This window comes from Pseudomonas sp. TMW22090, assembly GCF_022496665.1.
Lineage (GTDB): Bacteria > Pseudomonadota > Gammaproteobacteria > Pseudomonadales > Pseudomonadaceae > Aquipseudomonas > Aquipseudomonas gregormendelii.
Genome location: NZ_SCFH01000001.1, coordinates 280,554 through 302,828 on the forward strand (window position 1 = coordinate 280,554; position 22,275 = coordinate 302,828).

Genomic DNA, 22,275 nt, shown 5'->3' on the forward strand with positions numbered 1-22,275 from the left:
AACGGCTGAAACGTCTCAGCTCAAAAGTGTCGTTGACGTATTCAGGACCGACTACTGCCGTCCATTCAGCCAGGCCTCATAATCTGCGGCAGGCATTGGCCGGCCATACAGGTACCCCTGTGCCTGATCGCAGCCTGTCTGCTTGAGAAAGCTGTGCTGCGCTTCGGTTTCCACGCCTTCGGCAATGATTTTGAAGCCCAGGGCATGCCCCAATTCCACGATGGTTTTGGTGATCGCCACATCGCGCGAATCGTTGGGTAGATCGGAAATAAAGCTGCGATCGATTTTCAGATGGTCAATGGGCAAGAGCTTGAGGTACGCCAGCGAGGAATAGCCTGTACCAAAGTCGTCGATGGAAGTGGTTATGCCAAGGCCTTGCAACGTAGCCAGGACTTCCCTGGAATGTTCGGGGCTTGCCATCATGAGGCTTTCAGTGACTTCTACCTCCAGCACATGCGCGGGCAAGTCGAAGGCTCGCAAGGCACTTTTGAGGGTTTCGACGAAATCGCTGCGGTCGATTTGCAGAGGCGCCACATTGATGGCGATAACACCGTGCACTATCTGCAGATCAGCCCAGCGCCTGATATCCCTGCAGACCATTTCGATCACTTGCTCGCCGATCTGGATGATCAAACCGGTGTTTTCCGCCAAAGGTATGAATTCGCCCGGGAAGATCAGGCCCTGTAAAGGATCGCGCCAGCGAACGAGCGCCTCGGCGCCTGCAACTGTATTGTCCAGCAGGTTGATTTTTGGCTGATACCACACTTCAAATTCATGGTTAAGCACTGCACGCCTCAGGAAGCGCTCGCCATTGAGTCTTTCCTGGGCACGCAAGGTCATTTCAGGCTGGTAAAAACGGTAGTCGTTGCGTCCTCCTTCCTTCGCGCCGTACATGGCCGTATCCGCTTGCCTGAGTAATTGCTCAGGCGTCTCGGCGTCGTGGGGCGCCACTGATATGCCGATGCTTGCCGTCACCAAGGTCGAAGTGCCTTTTAAATCGAAGGGTTCCTGAAGTGATACCAGGAGTTTTTTCGCAACGATGATGGCGTCGGTGGGGTGGGCAAGATTGTTCAGTATCAGCGCAAATTCATCACCTCCCAGCCGGGACACCGTATCTTCGGAACGCACGCACGCCAGGAACCTGGACGATGCCTGTTGCAGAAGCAGGTCACCAAGGGAGTGCCCCAGGCTGTCATTCACTGTTTTAAAACCATCAAGATCCAGCACCACCACTGCCAGGAACTGGTTATAGCTCAGCGACAGATCGAGGGAATGCTGCAGCCGTTCATTGAACAAGGCTCGATTGGGCAGGGCGGTCACCGGGTCGTAATGGGACATTCGCTCCAGATCGGATTGCGATTGGTTGATCGCTGATATGTCCGAAAACACCGCAACGTAGTTATTGACGTTGCCATCGTCATTGTAAACAGCGTTGATGGTCAGCCATTCCGGATAAAGCTCGCCGTTTTTTCGCCGATTCCACAGCTCGCCGCGCCACAAACCGGTGGTCTTCAGGCTTTTGAGAATCTGCCGGTAAAAGGCGTTGTCTTGCTTGTCAGTGATGAGTATGTTCGGCTTCAAGCCTATGGACTCCTCGGCACTGAAGCCTGAAATCTTCATGTAGGCTGCGTTGACCGAGAGTATGTGTCCGCGTGCATTGGTGATGATCACACCGTCAGCGGTGTTATCCAGAACGATTCCCGCAAGACGCAACTGTTCGGTGCGTTGTTTGATTTCGGTGATGTCGGTGGAAATCCCCAGCACCCCTGAAGCCTGCCCACTTGGCCCTTTCAAAATGCACTTGGTCGTCAGGTAGGTGCGCGTCATACCCTGTTTTTTGACCTGATCCTCAAATCGTAAACTGCCGCCGCTCGAAATCACGTGTTGGTCGTTTTCGCGCAGGGTTTTGGCCTCGGTGAAGGGCAGATAACTTTCGCGGGTTTTGCCCTCCATTTCCTCGAAAGTAAGACCAGCAGCTTGTTCGAACATGCGGTTGCACAGTCGAAGTTTGCCCTCCGTGTCGTAGACGTAAATGAGTGATGGGGCGTTGTCGACGATGTCGAGCAGCAGGGCTTTCTGCGTCCGCCGTTCTTCAACCTCGTGGGCTAATTGAGCATGGCGTTGGCGAACAAGCAGATGGCTCTTGCTCAGTTGCGCGGCGAAAAAGGTGAACAAGCCGGTGCAGGTGAGGGCCACCAGAAACAGCGGCGATTTGAACAGGGAACTCGCCGGCCAGCCCTGCTGCGGCAGCGCCGCGAGCTCCCATTGGCCACCTGGAACATCAACTACCGTGGTGACTGCGTCCCCCTCGAATATTTCAGGCGCACCGTAGATCATCCCGCCGCTTGCACCTGTTGCATCTTCTCCGCGAAGGGCCAGTTGCAAGTTTTTATTGGCAACGATACCGCTGGCAGTGAGCAGTTGAAGCACGTCTGCGACGACTGAAGCATTGCCCCAGTAAGTGTCTTCGCCGCCAGCGTGGCTGATGAAAACGGGTCGACGATGGATGAATGCCAGGCCACCCTGAACCAAATGCACGGGCCCAGCCAAAAGCGCTTCTTTTTGTTCGCGAGATCGTTCGATCGCCCGGTATTGCTCAGGAAGCTTGCGATAGTCCAGCCCCAGGACTTTGCGGTTTCCTTCCAGCGGAAAGATATTGCGCACGACGTCGTCAGGCGCCAGCGCGATGTGGCGAATATGCGGCTGGGATGAAATCGCCTGCCGGGCTATTCCGTCGAAATGAGCAGATGAAATTTCACCATCTACTCTCACCAGCTGGCCGATGCCTTCAGTCACATCAAACGTTGAACGCACTTCGCTCTCAAGGTGCGCCCTGATATTGGCCAGCGTGGAAATCAACTGGGCTCTCGCTGCCTGGGATTCTTCTCGTGAATCCAGGGTCCCGAGGGTGACGGAGAGGACGACGCCGGTCAGGAAAATGCTGCCTGGCAGTGCGAATGTCCGCCACGATCGTGGTTGGGCCGTAACCGGGTTATCACTTGTGTCGCTCGCCGTGCCAGCTCGGGTTCTTCTCAAAGCGTCAATCCCTGAAAGTCATCATTGAAATCGAACGGCGTAAACCGGTGGCGATTTTGCATATCGATGTTGGATGAATTTGACTCTTCAGTGGTTCCACTGATCCGACGACCGCCGCTTATTGAAATCCATACCATTGGCCGACACAATCTCTTCTTGATCCGGCTACGGCCCGAATACCCGTGCAAGAAGGAACCGCAGTTGAACCAACATACACTGTCCATGCGTCTTGAGCGCGTTGCGGCGCAAGTGCCGGCCGGGGCGCGCCTGGCGGATATCGGCTCGGATCACGGCTACCTGCCGGTGGCCTTGATGCGCCGTGGCGTGATTGCGGCCGCGGTCGCGGGTGAGGTGGCGCTGACGCCGTTCCTCTCGGCTGAGCGCACGGTGCGTGAAAGTGATCTGGATCAGCACATCAGCGTGCGCCTGGCCAATGGCCTGGCAGCGATCGAGCCGGTTGACGGAATTACGGCCATCAGCATCTGCGGCATGGGCGGCGAGACCATTCGCGACATTCTCGAAGACGGCAAGGCGCACCTCGGCGGTCACGAGCGCCTGATCCTGCAACCCAACGGCGGCGAGCAGCCGCTGCGCCAATGGCTGATGGACAACGGTTACCGCATCCTCTGCGAGGAGCTGCTGCAGGAAAACCGCTTCTATTACGAAATCATCGTGGCCGAGCGCGATGCACCGGTACGGTATTCTGCCCAGGAGCTGTACTTCGGCCCGCTGCAGATGCAGGCCCGCAGCCCGTTGTTCCTGGCCAAGTGGCAGCGTCTGCTGCAGCAAAAGCACAAGACCCTGGGCAGCTTCGCCATGGCGCGCAAGGGCGTCGCGGAGCAGAAGGTGCAAGACCTGGCCCGTCAGGCCCGGTGGATCACCGCGTTGCTGGGGTGAGCCAGGCGGGTGAAAAACAATTGCCCCCCGCAGACTTTTTCGCTTACCCGGGTTGTCCAACCCTGAGACTGCCGTCACGGCTTTCCCAAACCAGATAGCTGGCCTCAGCTAAGGACAGATGATGACCTTTCTAATATTTCTCATAGCCTGCGGTGCTGCGGCGAGCACCGGGATCATTTTCAAACCCGGGCAATGGTACGAAGAACTCAACAAACCCAGCTTTACCCCGCCCAAATGGCTGTTTCCTGTGGCCTGGTCGATTATCTATCTGTTGCTCGCCTGGGCGGGGTATCGCTTGAGCCTGATGCCCGGAAGCCAGGTGGTGCTGGCCCTGTGGGCGGCACAAATTGCCCTGAATACGCTTTGGACTCCGGTGTTCTTTGGCGCCCACCGGATCTTCGCCGGGATGGTGATCATCTCGCTGCTGTGGCTGGTGGTCGCGGCGATGGTCGTGCTGGCCTTGCGCCTTGACCTGGTCACCGGCTTGATTCTGTTTCCGTATCTCATCTGGCTGTGCGTAGCCAGTGCGTTGAACTTTTCGATACTGCGCCACAACTGAGCGCCTGTTTCAGCGATGAATCGTTACGCTAACCGTAACGGTTCGTCGCTGTGCTTGATTGATGCACCCCCGCAACACTTCTAAGGTGAGACCACGACAGCGAACCTCTGGAGTGGTCATGACAACAACACTATCCCCCGACCCGCGATGGACGCGGCGGCGCAGCGAGAAGCAGCGGCGTCTGGAACTGGTCAAGGATTTAGCCGACGGCGCGGTGCTGCCCACCGGGAAGATCGTCCAAGCCCTGCAAGCGTTGATCCTGCCCGGCGATCGCGTGGTGCTGGAAGGCAATAACCAAAAGCAGGCGGATTTCCTCTCCCGCTCCCTGGCCCAGGTCGATCCGACAAAACTGCATGATTTGCACATGATCATGCCCAGCGTGGGGCGGTCCGAGCACCTTGACCTCTTCGAACGCGGCATCGCCCGCAAACTCGACTTCTCGTTTGCCGGCACCCAGAGCCTGCGTATCAGCCAGTTGCTGGAAGACGGCCTGCTGGAAATCGGCGCGATCCACACCTACATCGAACTCTATGCGCGGCTGGTGGTGGACTTGATCCCCAATGTCGTGCTCTCGGCCGGTTTCATGGCCGACCGTGCCGGTAATATCTACACTGGGCCCAGCACTGAAGACACGCCCGCCCTGATCGAGCCTGCCGCGTTCAGCGACGGCATTGTGATCGTCCAGGTCAATCAACTGGTGGACGACGTCAGCGAGTTGCCGCGCGTCGACATCCCGGCGTCCTGGGTCGATTTTGTCGTAGTCGCCGACAAACCGTTCTATATCGAGCCGCTGTTCACCCGTGACCCGCGGCATATCAAACCGGTGCACGTGCTGATGGCGATGATGGCGATTCGCGGCATCTACGAAAAACACAACGTGCAGTCGCTCAATCACGGCATCGGTTTCAACACGGCCGCCATTGAATTGATCCTGCCGACCTACGGCGAGTCCCTGGGCCTCAAGGGCAAGATCTGCCGCAACTGGACCCTCAATCCGCACCCGACCCTGATCCCTGCGATCGAAAGCGGCTGGGTGGAAAGCGTGCACTGCTTCGGCACCGAACTGGGCATGGAAAACTACATCGCTGCGCGGCCGGATGTGTTTTTCACCGGGCGCGACGGCTCCCTGCGCTCCAACCGGATGTTTTGCCAACTGGCCGGGCAATACGCCGTGGACCTGTTCATCGGCGCGACCCTGCAGGTGGATGGTGACGGGCATTCCTCGACCGTGACCCGCGGGCGCCTGGCCGGTTTTGGTGGCGCGCCGAACATGGGCCACGACCCCCGCGGGCGTCGTCATGACACCCCTGCCTGGCTCGACATGCGTCACGGCGATGCGCCCGAAGCCATGCTCGAACGCGGCAAGAAGCTTGTGGTGCAAATGGTTGAAACCTTCCAGGAGGGCGGCAAACCCACGTTCGTCGAAACCCTGGACGCAGTGGAAGTGGCCAGGAAGAGCGGTATGCCGCTGGCGCCGATCATGATCTACGGCGACGACGTCACGCACCTGCTGACCGAAGAAGGCATCGCCTATCTGTACAAGGCGCGTTCCCTGGAAGAGCGCCAGGCGATGATCGCCGCCGTTGCCGGGGTGACTGCCATCGGCCTGCGGCACAACCCCAAGGACACTGCGCGCATGCGCCGTGAAGGTCTGATCGCCTTGCCTGAAGACCTCGGCATCCGTCGCACCGACGCCACTCGCCAACTGCTCGCGGCCAAAAGTGTCGCGGACCTGGTGGATTGGTCCGGTGGCCTCTACAACCCGCCCGCCAAGTTCAGGAGCTGGTAATGCACGCATTCAACCTGCAAGCCAAACCCGTGACCCTGGCCGAGCGGCTGGCGGACCTGGCCGTCGAGGCGTTGATCGATGAAGCGGACCTGTCGCCCAAACCCGCTCTGGTCGACCGTCGCGGTAACGGCGCCCACACCGACCTGCACCTGGGGCTGATGCACGCCTCGGCGCTGACCCTGTGGCCGGCCTTCAAGGAAATGGCCGAAGCCGCCATCGAATTCGGCGAAGTGGGCCTGCCCCTGCGCGAAGCGATTGGGCGCATTGGCCGGGACGGCGAGCGAGCGATGCTCGCCACCACAGGCGGAATCAATACTCATCGAGGCGGCATTTGGGCCTTGGGATTGCTGGTCACCTCCGCAGCACTCGCACCGCAATCCCGGGCGGCCCATGCGGTGGCGGCACGTGCGGCGCGGCTGGCGCTGCTGGATGACGCTGATGCACCGCGTGTGCTCAGCCACGGCGCCCAGGTGGCGCAACGTTACGGTGCTCGCGGTGCGCGGGAAGAGGCACAGGCGGGTTTCCCGGCGGTGATCCAGCGGGCTTTGCCGCAGCTGCAACGCAGTCGCGACGCCGGCCATGGTGAGCAGAATGCCCGGCTCGACGCGTTGCTGGCGATCATGGCGCAGCTGGCCGATACCTGCGTGCTCTATCGCGCCGGCGAACCGGGTTTACACGCCATGCAGCAGGGCGCTCGGGCGGTGCTCGACGCTGGTGGCAGCGCCAGTCTTGCCGGGCGTCGCCGTCTGCACGCACTCGACCAACAACTCATCGCATTGAATGCCTCGCCCGGCGGCGCCGCGGACTTGCTCGCAGCCTGCCTGCTGCTCGACCGTATCGAATCTGGCGACGGCATGATTCAGGGAGCGTTCTGATGGAAACCTTATCGTTTGAATTCCCCGCCGGGCAGCCGCCTCGCGGCCGTACCCTGGTGGGCTGTGTCGGCTCCGGGGACCTTGAAGTGCTGATCGAACCGGGTCAGGCCGGCAAACTGACCATCGCCGTGCAGACCTCGGTCAATGGCAGTGAACAGCGTTGGCAGCACCTGTTTGCCCGGATGTTCGAGGGGCAGGCTTACCCGGCAATGGCCATCGAAATACATGATTTCGGCGCCACCCCCGGCGTGGTGCGCTTGCGCCTGGAACAGGGCTTCGAGGAGATCGGCCATGACTGACTTAACCACGTTGGCCAACTCATGCAGCCTGGTCGAACTGGGTGCCCGGCAAAGGGCGCAAGCTTTGCTCGATACCGGCACTTTTCGCGAGTTGCTCGACCCGTTCCAGCGAGTCATGTCGCCGTGGCTGGCGCGCCAGGGTGTGGTGCCTCAGGCCGATGACGGCGTGGTCATCGCCAAGGGCCTTCTCAACGGTTTGCCAGTGGTGATTGCCGCCATCGAGGGCGCTTTCCAGGGCGGCAGCCTGGGTGAAGTCGGCGGCGCAAAAATGGCCGGCGCCCTGGAGCTGGCCGCAGAGGACAACCGCAAAGGGGTGCCGACCCGCGCCGTGTTGCTCCTGGAAACCGGCGGTGTGAGGCTTCAGGAAGCCAACCTGGGCCTGGCGGCGATTGCCGACATCCACGCGGCGATTGTCGATCTTCAGCAGTACCAGCCTGTGGTGGGCGTGGTGGCGGGCAGTGTCGGCTGTTTTGGCGGCATGTCGATCGCGGCAGGGTTGTGCAGTTATCTGGTGGTCACGCGCGAAGCGCGTCTGGGCTTGAACGGCCCGCAAGTGATCGAGCAGGAAGCCGGACTTGAGGAATACGATTCCCGCGATCGGCCCTTCATCTGGAGCCTCACCGGTGGCGAACAACGTTTCGCCAGCGGCCTGGTGGACCGCTATGTCGCCGACGACGTGGTGCAGATCCAGCAGCACATCAGTGAACTACTCCAACAGGGTTTGCCGGCCCGGCGGCGCAGCCAGCAGGCGGCGCTGTTCCTGCATCGTCTGGCGCAACTGGACACCGAACCGCAAATCGAGCCGGCAACGGTTCGCGACCTGTACCGAGGAGAGCGCTCATGAGTTCGTATTCCCTACGCGGCCTGCATTGGTTCGAAGCCTTGAGTGCAGGCGCAAAAATGCTTGAGGGTCTGCCGCCATCGTTGCGAGTTGCAGACGCGGAGCTGGGTGGTAAGGCCGCGCGCTTTATCACAGTAGTGGCCGATCCGCACAACCGCTTTCCCCGGGCCCGTAACGGTGAAGTGGGGCTGCTGGAGGGTTGGGGCCTGGCGAGTGCCGTGGATGAAGTGATCGCGGCCGATCAGGGTAAACCTTGCAAACGCGCGGTGATCGCCATTGTCGATGTCCCAAGCCAGGCCTATGGCCGGCGCGAAGAGGCGCTGGGCATTCACCAGGCATTGGCCGGGGCGGCGGACAGCTACGCCCGCGCCCGTCTGGCCGGTCATACGGTGATTGGCTTGCTGGTGGGCAAGGCCATGTCCGGGGCTTTTCTGGCCCACGGCTATCAGGCCAACCGCTTGATTGCCCTGCGTGATCCAGGCGTGATGGTGCATGCGATGGGCAAGGCTTCGGCCGCCCGGGTGACACTTCGCAGCGTCGAAGAGCTGGAAACCCTGGCCGCCAGTGTGCCGCCCATGGCGTATGACATCGACAGCTACGCCAGCCTCGGTCTTTTGTGGGAAACCCTGTCGGTGGAGCAGATCGAGCGGCCCACCGCCAACGATGTGGCGCGGGTGGCGGAATGCCTGGGTCTGGCGGTTGCCGATGTGGCTGGCGGCAGTCGCGACCTGAGCAGTCGTCTGGGTGCGACTAACCGTGAGGCTTCGCGCAAGGTTCGCCAGTTGCTGAGGGCTCAGTGGTGAACGTGTACCTGGCCCACGATCTGCTCTGGGGCATGACTGTGCAGCAGCTGCCGGCAGACGCGCCTGAGTGGGTGTTCGATTCGATCCGCGCAGGGCACCCGGTGGTGGTGCGGCGAGCGCTGGGTGCCGCGGGTGAAATACCGGTCGGGGTGCGTGGGCGTTTGCGTGAACACCGCTTTGCTGCGGTCATGCGGGTTGATTCGGTTCGCCAGCGGGTGCAGCCCGAATCGCTGTGTCATGTTTCGAGCGAACGCGACCTGCCAGCGCTGCATGCCCTGAAGCACCTGCGGCCAATGCTTGACGACTGCGGTTGGGTCTGGGGTGTGAGCGGCGGCGCCGGGTTCGAACTGGCCAGCGCCGGGTTTGAACTGGTCGGCGCCAAGTTCCATCTCGCCAGCGCACCGCTGGCCTTGCACCCGCGCAGTGACCTGGACTTGATCCTGCGCACGCCCGAGCCTTTGCCTCGGCTCCAGGCCCGGGAGCTGTTGAAAATTCTGGATAGCGCAGCATGCCCGGTGGATATGCAGTTGCAGACCCCCTTGGGCGCGGTGGCATTGCGTGAATGGGCTGGGCGCTCGGACCGGGTGTTGCTCAAGCAGGCCTGTGGTGCTTGCCTGACTGCAGATCCATGGAACCTGCGGGAGCAGGCAGCGTGAGCAGTTTGCTGGTGTTTCCGGGGCAGGGCGCCCAGCAGCCGGGGATGCTCCAGCGGCTGCCCCGCGAAACTGTACTCGAAGCGAGTGCAGTGCTCGGCGAAGATGTCCTGCTGCTGGATTCAGTGCAGGCCCTGGAGTCGACGCGGGCGGTGCAACTGTGCTTGCTGATCGCTGCAGTTGCCGCCTCGCGCCAGTTGGCGACAGTGCCCGATTACGTGGCCGGCTTGTCCATTGGCGCCTATCCCGCTGCAGTTGTGGCCGGTGCCTTGAGCTTTGCCGATGCACTGCATCTGGTCAGCCTGCGCGGTGAACTGATGCAACAGGCCTACCCGGCCGGTTACGGCATGACCGCCATCATCGGGCTCGATCTGGCGCGGGTAGAAACCCTGGTAGCCCAGGTTCACGGAGCCGACTCGCCGGTGTATCTGGCCAACATCAACGCCGATAACCAGGTGGTGATTGCCGGCAGCGATGACGCCATGCAGGCGGTCGCTGTACTGGCGAAGGCTCATGGGGCGGGCCTGGTCAAGCGCCTGGCGGTCAGCGTTCCTTCCCATTGCCCGCTGCTCGACAGGCCTGCGGCAACCCTGGCTGAAGCCTTTGCCAAGGTGCAATTGAACGCCCCGAAAACCAGCTATCTCAGTGGCAGCCGCGCACGGCCAATCATCAACACCGAAGCCTTGCGTGATGACCTGGCCTTCAACATGTGCCGCGTCGTCGATTGGCGCGGCACCGTGCAAAGCGCCTATGAGCGCGGGGTGCGCCTGCAGATTGAAATGCCACCCGGTGCGGTGCTGACCGGCCTGGGAAAACGGGTATTTGAACAGGGCACGGTGATTGCCTTCGAGGGTGCGCGCCTCGACACCTTGCAGCTGCTGATGCATGAGGAGGGAAGCCGCCAACCCTAGACCACGCTCAGGCCTTCGAACAACAAAAACAACATTCGACGATGCACATTGAGGAACTACAACAATGATTATTTACGGTGTGGCGTTGCTGGCGATCTGTACGCTGGCAGGGGTGATCATGGGTGACATGCTCGGCGTAATGCTGGGAGTGAAGTCCAACGTGGGTGGTGTGGGGATCGCGATGATCCTGTTGATCTGCGCACGTTTGTGGATGCAAAAACGCGGCGGCATGACCAAGGATTGCGAGATGGGCGTCGGCTTCTGGGGCGCCATGTACATCCCGGTGGTGGTCGCGATGGCAGTCCAACAGAACGTCGTCGCGGCGCTGCACGGTGGCCCGGTGGCGGTGCTGGCGGCGATCGGTTCGGTGGTGATCTGCGGCGCAACCATTGCCTTGATCAGCCGGACTCATAAAGGTGAGCCCTTGCCCGACGAGCCTGAGGCCCTGAGCCCGGTCGGCACGCCAGTGGGAGGTCGCTGATATGTGGGACCTCATCGAGAAAGGCCTTGAGCATAACGGACTGATCACCGCCTTTGCGTTTGTTGGCGTGATCATGTGGGTGTCGGTGGTGTTGTCCAGGCGCCTGACGTTTGGGCGGATCCATGGTTCGGCGATTGCCATCGTCATCGGGCTGGTACTGGCGTGGGTCGGAGGCACCCTCACAGGCGGGCAGAAAGGCCTGGCGGATCTTGCATTGTTCTCCGGTATCGGTTTGATGGGTGGCGCGATGTTGCGTGACTTTGCCATCGTGGCGACGGCGTTTGAAGTGCAAGCCACCGAGGCAAAAAAAGCCGGGCTGATCGGGGTGATTGCGTTGTTGCTGGGCACGATCCTGCCATTCATCGTCGGGGCGAGCATTGCCTGGGCTTTCGGGTATCGCGATGCGGTGAGCATGACCACCATCGGCGCCGGTGCGGTGACCTACATCGTCGGGCCGGTCACCGGCGCGGCCATTGGGGCAAGCTCGGATGTGGTGGCGCTGTCGATTGCCACCGGCCTGATCAAGGCGATCCTGGTGATGGTCGGCACCCCCATGGCAGCGCGCTGGATGGGCCTGGATAATCCGCGCTCAGCCATGGTCTTCGGCGGGTTGGCAGGCACGGTCAGCGGTGTGACGGCAGGGTTGGCTGCGACTGATCGGCGGCTGGTGCCTTATGGGGCGCTGACGGCGACTTTCCACACCGGGCTTGGTTGCCTGCTTGGGCCTTCGTTGCTGTACTTCATCGTTCGGGGGATTGTCGGTTAACCCGCTCTGACGCCATCGCGGGCAAGCCTTGCTCCCACAGAAGTAAAGTGCAACTCATGTGGTAGCAAAGCTTGCTCGCGATTGATTCACCCCGGTGTCAAGCCTGCCGATTGGCATACATCCGACACTCCGCCAGCAACGCCAGCAAATTCGGGTCGCGTTCCTTGGCCTTCAGGAACACCACCCCGATGTGCTGCTGCAACCGATACCGCGCCTGCAACGGAATCAACTTCACCCGATTCTCATACACCGCTGCAATCCTCCCCGGCAGCAACGCATAACCCACCCCCGAGCTGACCATGCTCAGCAGGGTGAAAATGTCGTTGACCTGCATGGCCACTTTCGGCTCGAACCCCGCCTGCTTGAATACTCGATTGCCGTCCTGATGGGTAGCGAAGCCCTGGGTGAGGGTGATGAACGTTTCATCGCGTACCTCTGCCAGGTCGACCTCTGCGCGCTGGGCGAATGTCGACTCGGCGGGCGTGGCCAGGAAGATATCGTCCGAGAACAGTGGGATCTGCTCGCAGTCCGGATCGTTGACACTGTCATCCAGTGACACCAGGATCGCGTCGACTTCCATGTTTTTGAGCTTGTACAAGAGGTCGAAATTGGAGCCCAGTATCAGGTCTATATTGAGTTCGCTGCGGCGAATCTTCAGGCCCATGATCAGCTGCGGCACGGTCTTCACAGTCAGTGAATACAGCGAGCCCAACTTGAAGCGTTCGGCGGAAAAGCCTGCCGCTTCACGGGTCAGGCGCACGCTTTCGACGACGTCCTGAATCAGCTTCTGCGCGCGCTCTTCCAGCACATAGGCGCTTTCCAGCGGCGTCAGGTTGCGGCCCTCATGCTTGAACAGCGGGCAGCGCAAAGCGCTTTCGAGCGAGTGAATGGCGCGGTGCACGCTGACGTTGCTGGTCTGTAACTCGGCGGCGGCCCGAGCCAGGTTGCCCGTGCGCATGAAAGCCAGGAACACCTCGAGTTTTTTCAGGGTTAGCTCTTCATCGATCAGCATGGGGGAGACTCTTGTTGGAAGAGCTCGATTGTGCCGAATTTTCGGCAGGCCTGGATCAATAAATCCGGGCCTCATCGCGGGCAAGCCTTGTTCCCCAGGCTTATTATCGAATGGCCAACCCTATCTGCCGGCCACTCCAGGCACGTCCATGTTGATCTTGCGCCATGCAGCTTCGGCAAAGCTGTAGACCGAGAACGCGATCAACCCCAGGGCCATCACCATCAACAGCACAGCGCCGGCCGGTAAGTTCTGCAGGGCATCGAGGGCGTCCTTCATGCCCGGTGGGTCCATGGCCTTGTAGTTGGAACCGCTGATCGCCAACAAAACAGCCATTTCGAGGAACACCACACCCCGGGCGATCAAACCGAAGCGCGAGACGGGGCGGACGTAACGCATGACGTCTTCATCGGCTTCGAAGTACTTCTCGAACGTGGCCTTCCAGCCCTTGATCAGGTGAGCAATGCCCACGCCGAAAGGAATGAGGGCGATCAGGTAGATCAGCAGGTTCGAATGTTCCCAGGACAGCATTTGCGCCAACAGGTCCTTGGTTTGCGAACCGCCATCACCGCCCGAACTCTTGAGGCCACTGACCAGCAGGCCCAGGGCAAAGAAGGCCAACGCCCCGTTGACCAGGCCTCCTGCCAGCAAGCCGGCCCGAATCACCAGCCCCTTGAAGTTGCTGCCGTGATGATCAACGTCGCGCACGGCTTGCAGCACCCGCCAGGCTGCAAAGGCAAGCAGTCCGGCCACCACCAGGCCGACCAGTACATAACCGAATGGCTGACTCAGCAATGCCTCGAGGCTGCGGTGACTGTCCTTGGGTTTTGTCGAGTCCTGGGCGGCGAGCAGGGCGAAGATGCCAATGATCAAATAGATGACGCCTCGAGCGGCGTAACCGCCCCGTGCAAGGACGACGAGGCTCTGGTGAGCGGACATGGGTGTGATTCCAAAGGAGTGATACAAGAGCAGACCCGTGGAGCGGGAAGGGGTTCGATCCAGCCCGCTGAAGCTGCCAGGCGGCAGCCCTATCGGGTTGTAACGCGGCAGGTACCTGGGGCAGCGTCCAGGGTATGAAGGAATGCTTCAATTTGCCCGGCACCACGCAAGTGCACGACTGGAATCTGCGGTGCTATGGCCAGGCGTACCGCCTCGATGCCGGGGCGATAGCCACGATCGAAATTCCACACGAACTTGAGGAAGGTCAGAAACTCCCGGTCGAGCTTTTCTGAACAGCCGGCGGGGATGTCGGCACGAGGACGGTTCATGACACTGCGCCGAATCACCCGGTTGAAACAGGTGAGGCGCGGCGTGTCGAGCCAGATGATCAGATCCGCCCGAGGCAAGCGCAGGTCAAAGGTACGCCGCGCATAGTTGCCTTCGCACACCCAGGCATCCGTGGCGATCGCCTCCCGTACCCGTTCGCGAAACTGACCGGCATCTGGCTCGACCCAGCCGGGTTCCCAGAACAGCTTGTCCAGGTGCACAACGGGCAAGCTCAACTGTTGGCCTAAAGCGCGGGCCAGAGTGGATTTGCCGCTACCGGCATTGCCCAGAATCACAATCCTTTGCATGGGGGTTTTCCTGTCGAGAAAAAAGCCGGTGATTGTGCAGGTTTTGGGCATTTAATTCTCAACTTCGGTCGTAACCCCTGCTGAAATGGATACCCCCAGCAAGTAGAGCATTCCACCGGCTATCACGAACATCGCGAGCATGTAGAAAATGTAGTGCGCAGGTTGCATTGCCAGAACCATTCCGCAAAGTACCGGCCCGAGTGCTGCGCCGACGTTGCTCAGGTTCTGAGCTGCGTAGTACATGCCCCGCAGGTGACTCGGTGCGATGTTGTCGATGAACATGTACTCCGCCGGGAATACGATGATTTCACCGACGGTGAAAATGGCCATGGAAAGGACCCATAGCAGCAAAGTGGTCGACAGTGCAAAACCTGCCAGCCCCAGGATGAACATGCCCAGGCCCCCTGCCAGCCACAGGTTCAGGTGTCGGTGGCTGATCCGTTTGCCGATGCTGTATTGCAAGCTGATCACCATCAAGGCGTTGGTCGCCACTACCGTACTGATAATCCTGTACGTCTCTTGGGGCGTGGTGGTGACCACCAGGTATTGCGAGAGATACGCGGTGAATTGGCCGAAAACCACGGCACTGAGCAACCCGCCGAAGGTGAAGCACACCAGCCGGTAGTCACGCAGCAACAACTTGCCGACTGCCAGGAATGGCGTCGGCTGCAGGCTCGTCCCGGCCTTCGCCAGGCGCCGGTCACCCCACACGAAGTAGACCAGAGAAAAACCGACGCCCAGTCCCGCCGACAGCAAAAAGGGCAGGCTGATGTCCAGGGCCGCCACCCCGACTCCCAGAAATGGCCCGACGGCGTAGCCGATATTGGTCAGTGTGTACTTGATGGAAAACGCTTCGCTGCGGCGGTCCATGGGGAGCAGGCTGCCAAATCCGGATTTCACTGCGATGTCGATAACGGCATACGCCAGGTTGATCAGCACCAGGCATAGGTAGAACAGCCAGAGGACGGGTGCCAGATACGCACCGAGAAATCCGCCGCTGAACACACCGCAGCATATGAGGATGAGCTGGTAACTGGACATCCTGTCCACCAGGAAGCCGCCATACAGGCTCAGCAGCGAGCCGATGATCAGCGTGCTGCCGATCGCCAGGCCGATATCGGCGACGCTCAAGCTAAAGTGGCCCGACAAGTAAATGACCAGATAGGGCAGGGTAATGGCGCGGGCAAGGGTCAACACCAGTGACGCGCCCAGCAGCAGGTTAATGGAGGAGGGATAGCGTTTAAGCGTGGCCAGCATTCGAGAATCATCATCAATGTGTTGATTCCCAGTTTACTGTTGCCCTGGGTTCTGATTTAGGATGCTTTTTATCGAGGCACATGAACTGAATTCATGAATACAAGGTGCATATGTTTTCCTCCGAACGCTTGAAAGGTATCGATGTATTTGTGTGCGTCGCACAGTTCGGCAGTTTCACGGCGGCTGCGGAGAAAATGAACCTGACGGCCTCGGCCATCAGCAAAGGCATCGCCCGGCTGGAAAAACGCCTGGGGGTGCAACTGTTCCACCGTACAACGAGGCGGCTGTCGCTGACCGACGCAGGCGTCGCATTCCTGCGTACGTGCAAGGGCGTGCTTGCCGATCTCGAAGAGGCTGAGCTGTCACTCCAGAGCGAAAACACCGAGCCTCGCGGCCGTGTGCGCCTTGACCTGCCGGGTGCATTTGGGCGCACCCGGGTGCTGCCGATCCTCTTGCAGTTTGCGAAGGATCATCCCTTGCTGACGCCGCACATTTCCTTCAGCGATGGTTTTATCGATCCGCTGCAGGAAGGCGCGGATGTTGTGCTGCGCATCGGGGGCGCGAACACCTGGCCGGAATCGGTCGGGCATCGCCTGCTGGGGCGCGAGTGGCATATTTTTTGTGCATCCCCCGACTATCTGGCCCGCCATGGCACTCCGCTGTACGAACACGATCTTGAGAAGCATCAGTGCATTGCCTATGGCTGGGTGGATGGAAGCATCCATCCCTGGAGCTTTGCGGGCGAACAGGGCGCAACGCACAGGAGCCAGGTAAACCCGCCTCTGGTGGTGGGCAATGGCGAGGGCTTGAGGATGGCTGCGCTGGCCGGCTGCGGCATCGCGCAGTTGCCACGGTGGCTGGTGGAGCAGCAGCTCAAAGACGGGACCTTGGTCGAGGTGCTTGCGCAATTGGCCTGCGACGGGATGGAGATCCACCTGACCTGGAGCAAAAGTCGCGAGGCGCTGCCCAAGGTTCGGGTGTTGGTTGATGCGCTGGTTGTTGGGCTGAGGGTGCTGGGTGAGGGGCTCTGTGACTGATCCTTGTATCGCGTTTTCCTGTCGGTAAATGCTCAGAAATTTAAAATTATGCCCTTCAGCATGATCCAGTAGAGTGGAGAATCTCAACGTCCTTGTTGCCAAGAGGCCAATGACAAGCACATCGTAATTTCTTGATCGATAGTCAGATTTACTCATTCAACCTGCGCTGTTTGGAAGCTCGTTCAAAAGCTTGCCCAATGTGATCCGTATACAATTCGAGCGCGGGCGAATTCTTTGCGCCAGCAGCGAGGGGCACGCGGCACAACTCACACATCCAGCACGGCAAAGCGACGGGTATGGATCGAAGCGGAAGGGGAGAGCAATGATCTTTTGGTGATACTGTGCCCCTCGGTTGTCGCGTTGATGATATCGATCTGCCGTGGGTTTGGTGTCGTTCAGCAGTATTCTCGTGGTGTTGATACGTGCTTGTTCGGGGGGCGCTATAGGAAGGGCTAAGGCGATACGTTACCAGAAATACTATGTCTGCCCCGCAATTGCGAGTTGTCGGATAGACCTCTGCGTTTTCACCAGCGGACTCTAGCCCTCGGAATTTTCAATGGCCGCTAAAAATGATAGACGCATCGGACAACGTCACCATGCGGCCATACGGCCAAGGTGGGTTAGTCATGCCGTGTTCAAATTTCGCACCCGTGAGGATCGGTAAATATATAGTAGGAGGCACAAAAAATCGCAGACCAGTTCGCTGGCGTGTAACAGCATCCGCAGGCACATAACACCTCTTAAACTTACCTGGCACGATTGCTGATACACCTGCAAGTGTGCCGCTAGCGGACAGTTGGAGGAAAAATCGATCCAGACGAAAGGAGTGTTCCGTTACATCTTCGAGCAAAACAATCGCACCTTGTGGACGCAACGGCCATTCACTTCCCTCCCGACTGGCGAGTACTGCGATGTGACCGCCAACCATTGGCCCTGTTTCAACCTCGCTGTTGAAGTGGATGCGAGTACAAGTGTTGTCATACTATGGAATGTCAGGCGCTGTATTCAGTTCAGAGCATTTTTGAATTTTTTTGAACAGCCTATTATCAGTAGAACCGTTACCACAGCGATAGCCTGGTATTCAAAGATATTTCGTAGCTCTTCAGGTGTGCTAAATTGGGTGCTTAACATAAAGACCACTACACCAAAGCAACCGGTTACGGTGTTGAACGTGGCGTAAGATCTACCGTGAAGTCCGGTGGCGGTAATTCTTTGCGCGCGACTAAGACTGACAATAGAGGTTTGACAGCCAAGTCCGATGCCAATATATGAGCAAAAGGCTACGAGAAAATCATCGGAGCGCGCAAAGCTAAATAACGACGCGGCCATGATTGCCAGCCCTAGCAAAGTTATGCGCAATGCTCCTAGGCGGCGAGTGAGTCGTACGATGAACAATCCCCCGGCGATGGCGCCTATAGAATAAGCCGCGTCAATCTTTCCATACGCTTCCGCAGTGAGATTGAGTGGTCCTTTGACAAATGGCGCCAGCAGTGCGTTGGACATATAGAGGATATTTATATTCAACAGCATCAAAAGATAGTAACCGATTAGGTTGGGTTGTCCGGCGATATACTCAAAGCCATCTCGTATGGATCGCAGGTGATAGAATATCGAGTTCAGCACGTCTATTTTGATATCTGTTTCGGGCCGTGGGGTGTAGAGGGTGCTGGCAAGATAAGCAATGCAAATACTCGATATGAAGAAAGTACCGCTGGCGATGTAAATCGTCAGCGAGGTACCAAAATATACAAAAAGTATTCCAGAGCAGGTTGCACCCGCTACTACGCCTGCTTGGCCACTGGTGACGGAGAGAGCATTGAGCTTAAAGTTATTTTCGTGACTGGTGTGTTTCGCCAAAATCACCCGCCAAGACATCAGTTGTATCTCTGCGCAGATCGACATAAAGAAACTGACGGAGTACGCAAGCAACGGGGTAGCGTACTCGGCAAAAAACAATGAAGCATATGAAAAAAGTATAAAGAACCGCATGATTTCTGAGGAGAGCACCAATTTTATCGCCGGGAATTTGTCCGCGATACTGCCAATTATAATTGAAAGAAATATGCTCGGGATCACCGCAATTAAAAGGCTTATTGCTGCGCTGGCGGAGTTTCCTGTAAGATGAATGACGATCCATGTATTGATAAAAAAGAACAAGCCGGAACCCATTCTTGAGAAAAAAACGGCAGTGGCGTACAGAGGGGCTGAAATGTGCTTCATTCTTCAGTCTCGAATTTGATCGATAAACCAAGTGCGGTGAAGCTCAGGTATTCGCTGCCAACTTCAGCAGTCTCGATATCTGGTTTCGTTGTGTAAAATTTTTCAAGGTAATCACTTGACTCAAATAAATGTCTTGTCTGTTGCGGGCGATCAATCAAGAACTGCAGTTCGTCTATGTTTGAGGACCAGTTAGCGCCATTGAAAAACTCAAATCCCAAGAAGCGTGTTTTGTACAAAAAGTTTCGGCTGTAACAGGTGCCTATATAGAGATGAGTGTAGCGACGTGCCTTGAAGTGGTTAATCGTTGCAGTCATCATGAAAGTACCCAGCGATTTAGCGGTGCGGGAGATATCGTAAAAAGCAAAATTATACTGCGCTATCTGATCCAAGACATTCATGCTGACCAGTCCAACAGTGTTCCCGCCAATGGCGAAATGCATAATGCTTGTGGCATTGTCTGGTTGCAAAATCCGAGCAAGTCGCTCCTCATCCACGACACCTTTACCAAATCTTGAGTCCGCACATTTAAGGCACATGGTTTTGATTGCATCAGTGATGACAACATCTGAGATTGCAACCAGCGACACCACCACATCCTCGCAGCGCTTCAGTGTTTGCCGGTTCCGGTAGCTGTTTTCGAACCTGTCGAGCACTACCCTTGTGCTTCGAGTTAGGCAGAACATCGGTTTGCGTGTAGGTAAAAAACCACGGCTGTAGAGTTCAACGGCCTCCTTCACAGATTCCGGGATCGCCCAAACAGCGTAAGGAAACGTGTAATTCTTATAGTCTGGGTTTGATTCTGAGAAAATGAACTTCATGAGCTATTTTACTCCAATTAGAATCATTCTTTCGCCATCAATTCTGTAGGGTTGACCCTGTATATTATATCCTTCAATATTGTTGAATCCTGCCTGTCTCATCCATCCCTTGATTTCCGTGTAGGGAAGTAGGCGGATGCTATAGGGTGCTTCTGTTACTACTCCGCTCTTGATGAATCGGCGTCGGATCTGAAGTCGATCGTTTTCAGTATCGTAATTGAAATGGTCGATCATGAAATTGTCGTCTTTCTCTTGAATGGTTGAAGCAGGCAGCGCTTTAAGGCAGCGGTCTCGATTGATATGATCAATCAAAAGGCGACCACCTTTTTTCAATGATGCGTAAATTTCTCTCAGCTGCGAGTTGCTGGTCTCGTCATCGGCATAGCCAAAGGAAGTATACCAACTTAACGCACAGTCAAATGTATCCGTCCACACTGCCTCCAGAAAATTCTTGTTTTCATAGCGGACATCAAGTTTGTCGGCATGTGCATTTCGTGCAGCTAAGTCCAATGCACTCTGGCTCCAGTCAATACCCGTTACCTGATAGCCACGGCGCGCCAGTTCATTAGCGATTCGGCCATGTCCGCAACCAATATCCAGTATGTGATCACCTTTCTTGAGTCGGCAAAGTTGCTCAATCAAATCGCATTCTTTTTGGGTTCGCTCATGGGTCAAATAGCTTGCCGAAAAATACAAATAGAGTTCGTCAAAGGTGTTTTTCATTGGTGAGCCTTAATAAATTTACGCAAGCCATCTTAGAATGCTATTTAATGTTAGGTGTCTGCTCTGCGGGTGTTTGCTGAAATGAGTGCCCAGATCGTGACCGGCATGACGGATGCAGTGGTGTTCGGCATCATGGCAATTTCTTGCTCGCTCAATGAGTTTGCAAGGAATTTCAGCAGGAATAATGGTGTCTTTTTCAGCGGAAATAATGAGTAATTTGCCTTTAAAGTCCTCAATGATGGAAAAGCATTTGCTGTCCTCCCAGCTACGATGGCGACGAATGCACGAAGAAAAAGATGCGCCGAACGTCAGTTTCTCCGCTTGCTCTGAATATACTGCTGGTATTGCCAGCCCTAAACGGGTCGCGTAGGCCTGGGCTGCGATATGTAGTGCGTTATGCGCCCCCATGCTGAAGCCGATGACGTTGAGATCTGTGTATAGGTTAAATCTATGGACGACTGCTAACGCCTGTTCCGTACGCCTCTCCAAGCTAGAATTTTTAAGTTTTCCACCGGTTTCTCCATGACCAAGAAAATCAAATGTAATCGAGTCATAATTGTGGCTGTGTAGGTATGTTTGGAGGTTGTAGAAACCCTTGCCACTTGAGTTTCCTGCTCCGTGCATAATCAACAGTATTTTCTTCGGCTTCTTGCAGGTCCAACGCTGGCCGCGCAACGTCACATTTCCACAACGTATTTTGAAATTTTCTATATGTTGGGTCATAGGACTTCCTTGCACCTTTGTCAATATCACCAAGATTGTCAGGGTCTGCTTGTGTAAGTAGGTTTATAGATGCAGTTCAGTGAGGCTGCACCTACAAGATTTGGTAGTTGAGTTTGGCACGACTTGTGCGAGCGCAATGAGCAAGCATTGAAGTTTGGTTGGAATTGTATATTCGCGCCTGACGGCACGGGTCTACAGGAAATTCTGTTTTGATTCTGAGTTCCAGTACTGTTATAAATACGGCTGAGGCTCTAATGGGAGTTGAAGATGGCTTTTTTCGCTGATAATCTTAACGCTTTACCTGTTGCTCATTCATTTGGAGCTGTGCGTGATAATTGTACGCCTACGGGACTTTTCTATTGCGCTCAGAAACATGGTGCTATCGTAATTGAAGTAGGTGAGGAGGAGACTGCGGGTACCATTGCAGGTGACGCTGTGTTCACACGCACGGGGCGGCCTATCGGCATTGTGACGGCAGATTGTTTGCCCATTCTTATAGCTTCTCAAACGGATGAGTTTGTTGCAGCAATACATGGTGGTTGGCAAGGACTGGCGGCTGGAATTATCGAGAATTCCTTCAGTACTTTCCGACACGCCGGCGTCTCCTTAGGCGGCCTGCGGGTTGCGTTTGGTCCTTCTATACAATCATGTTGCTATGAGGTCGGGGCACAACTTGTTGATAAAATAGAGCAGATACATGGGCATCTGTGGTGTGGCAGGTCAGCACCTTGGTCACGTGAACCTCAACGGTCAAAATTGGTTGACAGCGGGCTTCGAGCACCGGTCAGCCATGGCGAGGCATGGTTGGATCTCCCGATGTATTGTTTTTATTTGCTAGAAGCCGAAGGATTGGATGGTATGCAAACTCAAACAACAGGGATATGCACTTACTGTTCCGGCCAAGACTGGGGTAGTTACAGGCGTCGAACCCACAGGGTTGAACAGAAAACCTACCAATACTCTTGGATCTATCGAAAGGAATAAAATTTGGAATGTCTATAGTG

22 protein-coding genes are annotated in these 22,275 nt (G+C 57.1%); 13 read left to right on the plus strand and 9 right to left on the minus strand.

Annotated elements, in window-relative coordinates; all coding sequences use genetic code 11:
• Positions 1-51: 51 nt before the first annotated feature.
• Complete coding sequence (locus tag EQV97_RS01370; RefSeq protein WP_240888221.1) at positions 52-2,859, minus strand: EAL domain-containing protein; 2,808 nt, start codon at positions 2,857-2,859, stop codon at positions 52-54.
• 378 nt (positions 2,860-3,237) lie between these two features.
• Between EQV97_RS01370 and EQV97_RS01375 the strand changes: the two genes are divergently transcribed.
• From EQV97_RS01375 to madM, 11 genes are all read left to right on the plus strand, one after another.
• Complete coding sequence (locus EQV97_RS01375) at positions 3,238-3,933, plus strand: tRNA (adenine(22)-N(1))-methyltransferase TrmK (RefSeq protein WP_346769707.1); 696 nt, start codon at positions 3,238-3,240, stop codon at positions 3,931-3,933.
• Positions 3,934-4,054: 121 nt separating this feature from the next.
• Positions 4,055-4,492: a TspO/MBR family protein gene (locus EQV97_RS01380; protein ID WP_122840282.1), complete on the plus strand. Its 438-nt coding sequence runs from the start codon at positions 4,055-4,057 to the stop codon at positions 4,490-4,492.
• A gap of 118 nt (positions 4,493-4,610) precedes the next feature.
• Positions 4,611-6,281 carry a malonate decarboxylase subunit alpha gene (gene mdcA, locus EQV97_RS01385; protein WP_122840283.1) on the plus strand — a complete coding sequence of 557 codons (1,671 nt, stop codon included), beginning with the start codon at positions 4,611-4,613 and terminating at the stop codon, positions 6,279-6,281.
• Positions 6,281-7,156, plus strand: a complete 876-nt coding sequence (locus EQV97_RS01390; protein WP_240888222.1) for a triphosphoribosyl-dephospho-CoA synthase — start codon at positions 6,281-6,283, stop codon at positions 7,154-7,156. Before mdcA ends, EQV97_RS01390 begins: the two co-directional genes overlap by 1 nt.
• Positions 7,156-7,455, plus strand: a complete 300-nt coding sequence (locus tag EQV97_RS01395) for a malonate decarboxylase subunit delta (protein WP_045059594.1) — start codon at positions 7,156-7,158, stop codon at positions 7,453-7,455. The genes EQV97_RS01390 and EQV97_RS01395 overlap by 1 nt, the downstream gene beginning before the upstream one ends.
• Positions 7,448-8,299: a biotin-independent malonate decarboxylase subunit beta gene (locus tag EQV97_RS01400; protein WP_240888223.1), complete on the plus strand. Its 852-nt coding sequence runs from the start codon at positions 7,448-7,450 to the stop codon at positions 8,297-8,299. The genes EQV97_RS01395 and EQV97_RS01400 overlap by 8 nt, the downstream gene beginning before the upstream one ends.
• Positions 8,296-9,099, plus strand: a complete 804-nt coding sequence (mdcE, locus tag EQV97_RS01405) for a biotin-independent malonate decarboxylase subunit gamma (protein WP_240888224.1) — start codon at positions 8,296-8,298, stop codon at positions 9,097-9,099. The genes EQV97_RS01400 and mdcE overlap by 4 nt, the downstream gene beginning before the upstream one ends.
• Positions 9,093-9,755, plus strand: a complete 663-nt coding sequence (locus tag EQV97_RS01410; protein WP_240888225.1) for a malonate decarboxylase holo-ACP synthase — start codon at positions 9,093-9,095, stop codon at positions 9,753-9,755. Before mdcE ends, EQV97_RS01410 begins: the two co-directional genes overlap by 7 nt.
• On the plus strand, positions 9,752-10,663 hold the full coding sequence (gene mdcH / locus EQV97_RS01415; protein ID WP_240888226.1) for a malonate decarboxylase subunit epsilon: 912 nt from the start codon (positions 9,752-9,754) through the stop codon (positions 10,661-10,663). The genes EQV97_RS01410 and mdcH overlap by 4 nt, the downstream gene beginning before the upstream one ends.
• 64 nt (positions 10,664-10,727) lie before the next feature.
• Positions 10,728-11,144, plus strand: coding sequence for a malonate transporter subunit MadL (gene madL / locus EQV97_RS01420; protein WP_240888227.1), 417 nt, complete (start codon positions 10,728-10,730; stop codon positions 11,142-11,144).
• A 1-nt stretch (position 11,145) separates the two neighbouring features.
• A complete protein-coding gene (gene madM / locus EQV97_RS01425; protein ID WP_122840291.1) occupies positions 11,146-11,910 on the plus strand; it encodes a malonate transporter subunit MadM in 765 nt (254 codons plus the stop codon).
• Positions 11,911-12,007: 97 nt separating this feature from the next.
• Here the strand turns inward: madM and EQV97_RS01430 are convergent, their stop codons facing one another.
• From EQV97_RS01430 to EQV97_RS01445, 4 genes are all read right to left on the minus strand, one after another.
• Positions 12,008-12,922: a LysR substrate-binding domain-containing protein gene (locus EQV97_RS01430; protein ID WP_225570828.1), complete on the minus strand. Its 915-nt coding sequence runs from the start codon at positions 12,920-12,922 to the stop codon at positions 12,008-12,010.
• 120 nt (positions 12,923-13,042) lie between these two features.
• Complete coding sequence (locus tag EQV97_RS01435) at positions 13,043-13,858, minus strand: DUF1206 domain-containing protein (RefSeq protein WP_240888228.1); 816 nt, start codon at positions 13,856-13,858, stop codon at positions 13,043-13,045.
• An 89-nt stretch (positions 13,859-13,947) separates the two neighbouring features.
• A complete protein-coding gene (locus EQV97_RS01440; RefSeq protein ID WP_201147157.1) occupies positions 13,948-14,493 on the minus strand; it encodes an AAA family ATPase in 546 nt (181 codons plus the stop codon).
• 51 nt (positions 14,494-14,544) lie between these two features.
• Positions 14,545-15,750, minus strand: a complete 1,206-nt coding sequence (locus tag EQV97_RS01445; protein ID WP_201147158.1) for an MFS transporter — start codon at positions 15,748-15,750, stop codon at positions 14,545-14,547.
• Between the two features lie 110 nt (positions 15,751-15,860).
• Here EQV97_RS01445 and EQV97_RS01450 point away from each other — a divergent pair, with 110 nt between their 5' ends.
• Positions 15,861-16,787 (plus strand): LysR family transcriptional regulator, encoded by a 927-nt coding sequence (locus tag EQV97_RS01450; protein WP_240888664.1) that lies wholly within the window; start codon positions 15,861-15,863, stop codon positions 16,785-16,787.
• 1,005 nt (positions 16,788-17,792) lie between these two features.
• On the opposite strand, the gene EQV97_RS01455 is transcribed toward EQV97_RS01450, so the two are convergent.
• Genes EQV97_RS01455 through EQV97_RS01470 form a run of 4 tightly spaced genes read right to left on the minus strand, consistent with a single transcriptional unit; the run spans position 17,793 to position 21,271 of the window.
• The gene (locus tag EQV97_RS01455) at positions 17,793-19,007 is read right to left on the minus strand and encodes an MFS transporter (protein WP_122840297.1); all 1,215 of its coding nucleotides are present in this window, start codon (positions 19,005-19,007) and stop codon (positions 17,793-17,795) included.
• Positions 19,004-19,825, minus strand: coding sequence for a hypothetical protein (locus EQV97_RS01460; RefSeq protein ID WP_122840298.1), 822 nt, complete (start codon positions 19,823-19,825; stop codon positions 19,004-19,006). The genes EQV97_RS01455 and EQV97_RS01460 overlap by 4 nt, the downstream gene beginning before the upstream one ends.
• Before the next feature lie 3 nt (positions 19,826-19,828).
• On the minus strand, positions 19,829-20,548 hold the full coding sequence (locus tag EQV97_RS01465; protein ID WP_240888229.1) for a class I SAM-dependent methyltransferase: 720 nt from the start codon (positions 20,546-20,548) through the stop codon (positions 19,829-19,831).
• Positions 20,549-20,566: 18 nt separating this feature from the next.
• Positions 20,567-21,271, minus strand: coding sequence for an alpha/beta fold hydrolase (locus tag EQV97_RS01470; RefSeq protein ID WP_122840300.1), 705 nt, complete (start codon positions 21,269-21,271; stop codon positions 20,567-20,569).
• Positions 21,272-21,538: 267 nt separating this feature from the next.
• Between EQV97_RS01470 and EQV97_RS01475 the strand changes: the two genes are divergently transcribed.
• A complete protein-coding gene (locus EQV97_RS01475; RefSeq protein WP_122840301.1) occupies positions 21,539-22,255 on the plus strand; it encodes a polyphenol oxidase family protein in 717 nt (238 codons plus the stop codon).
• Positions 22,256-22,275: the final 20 nt, after the last annotated feature.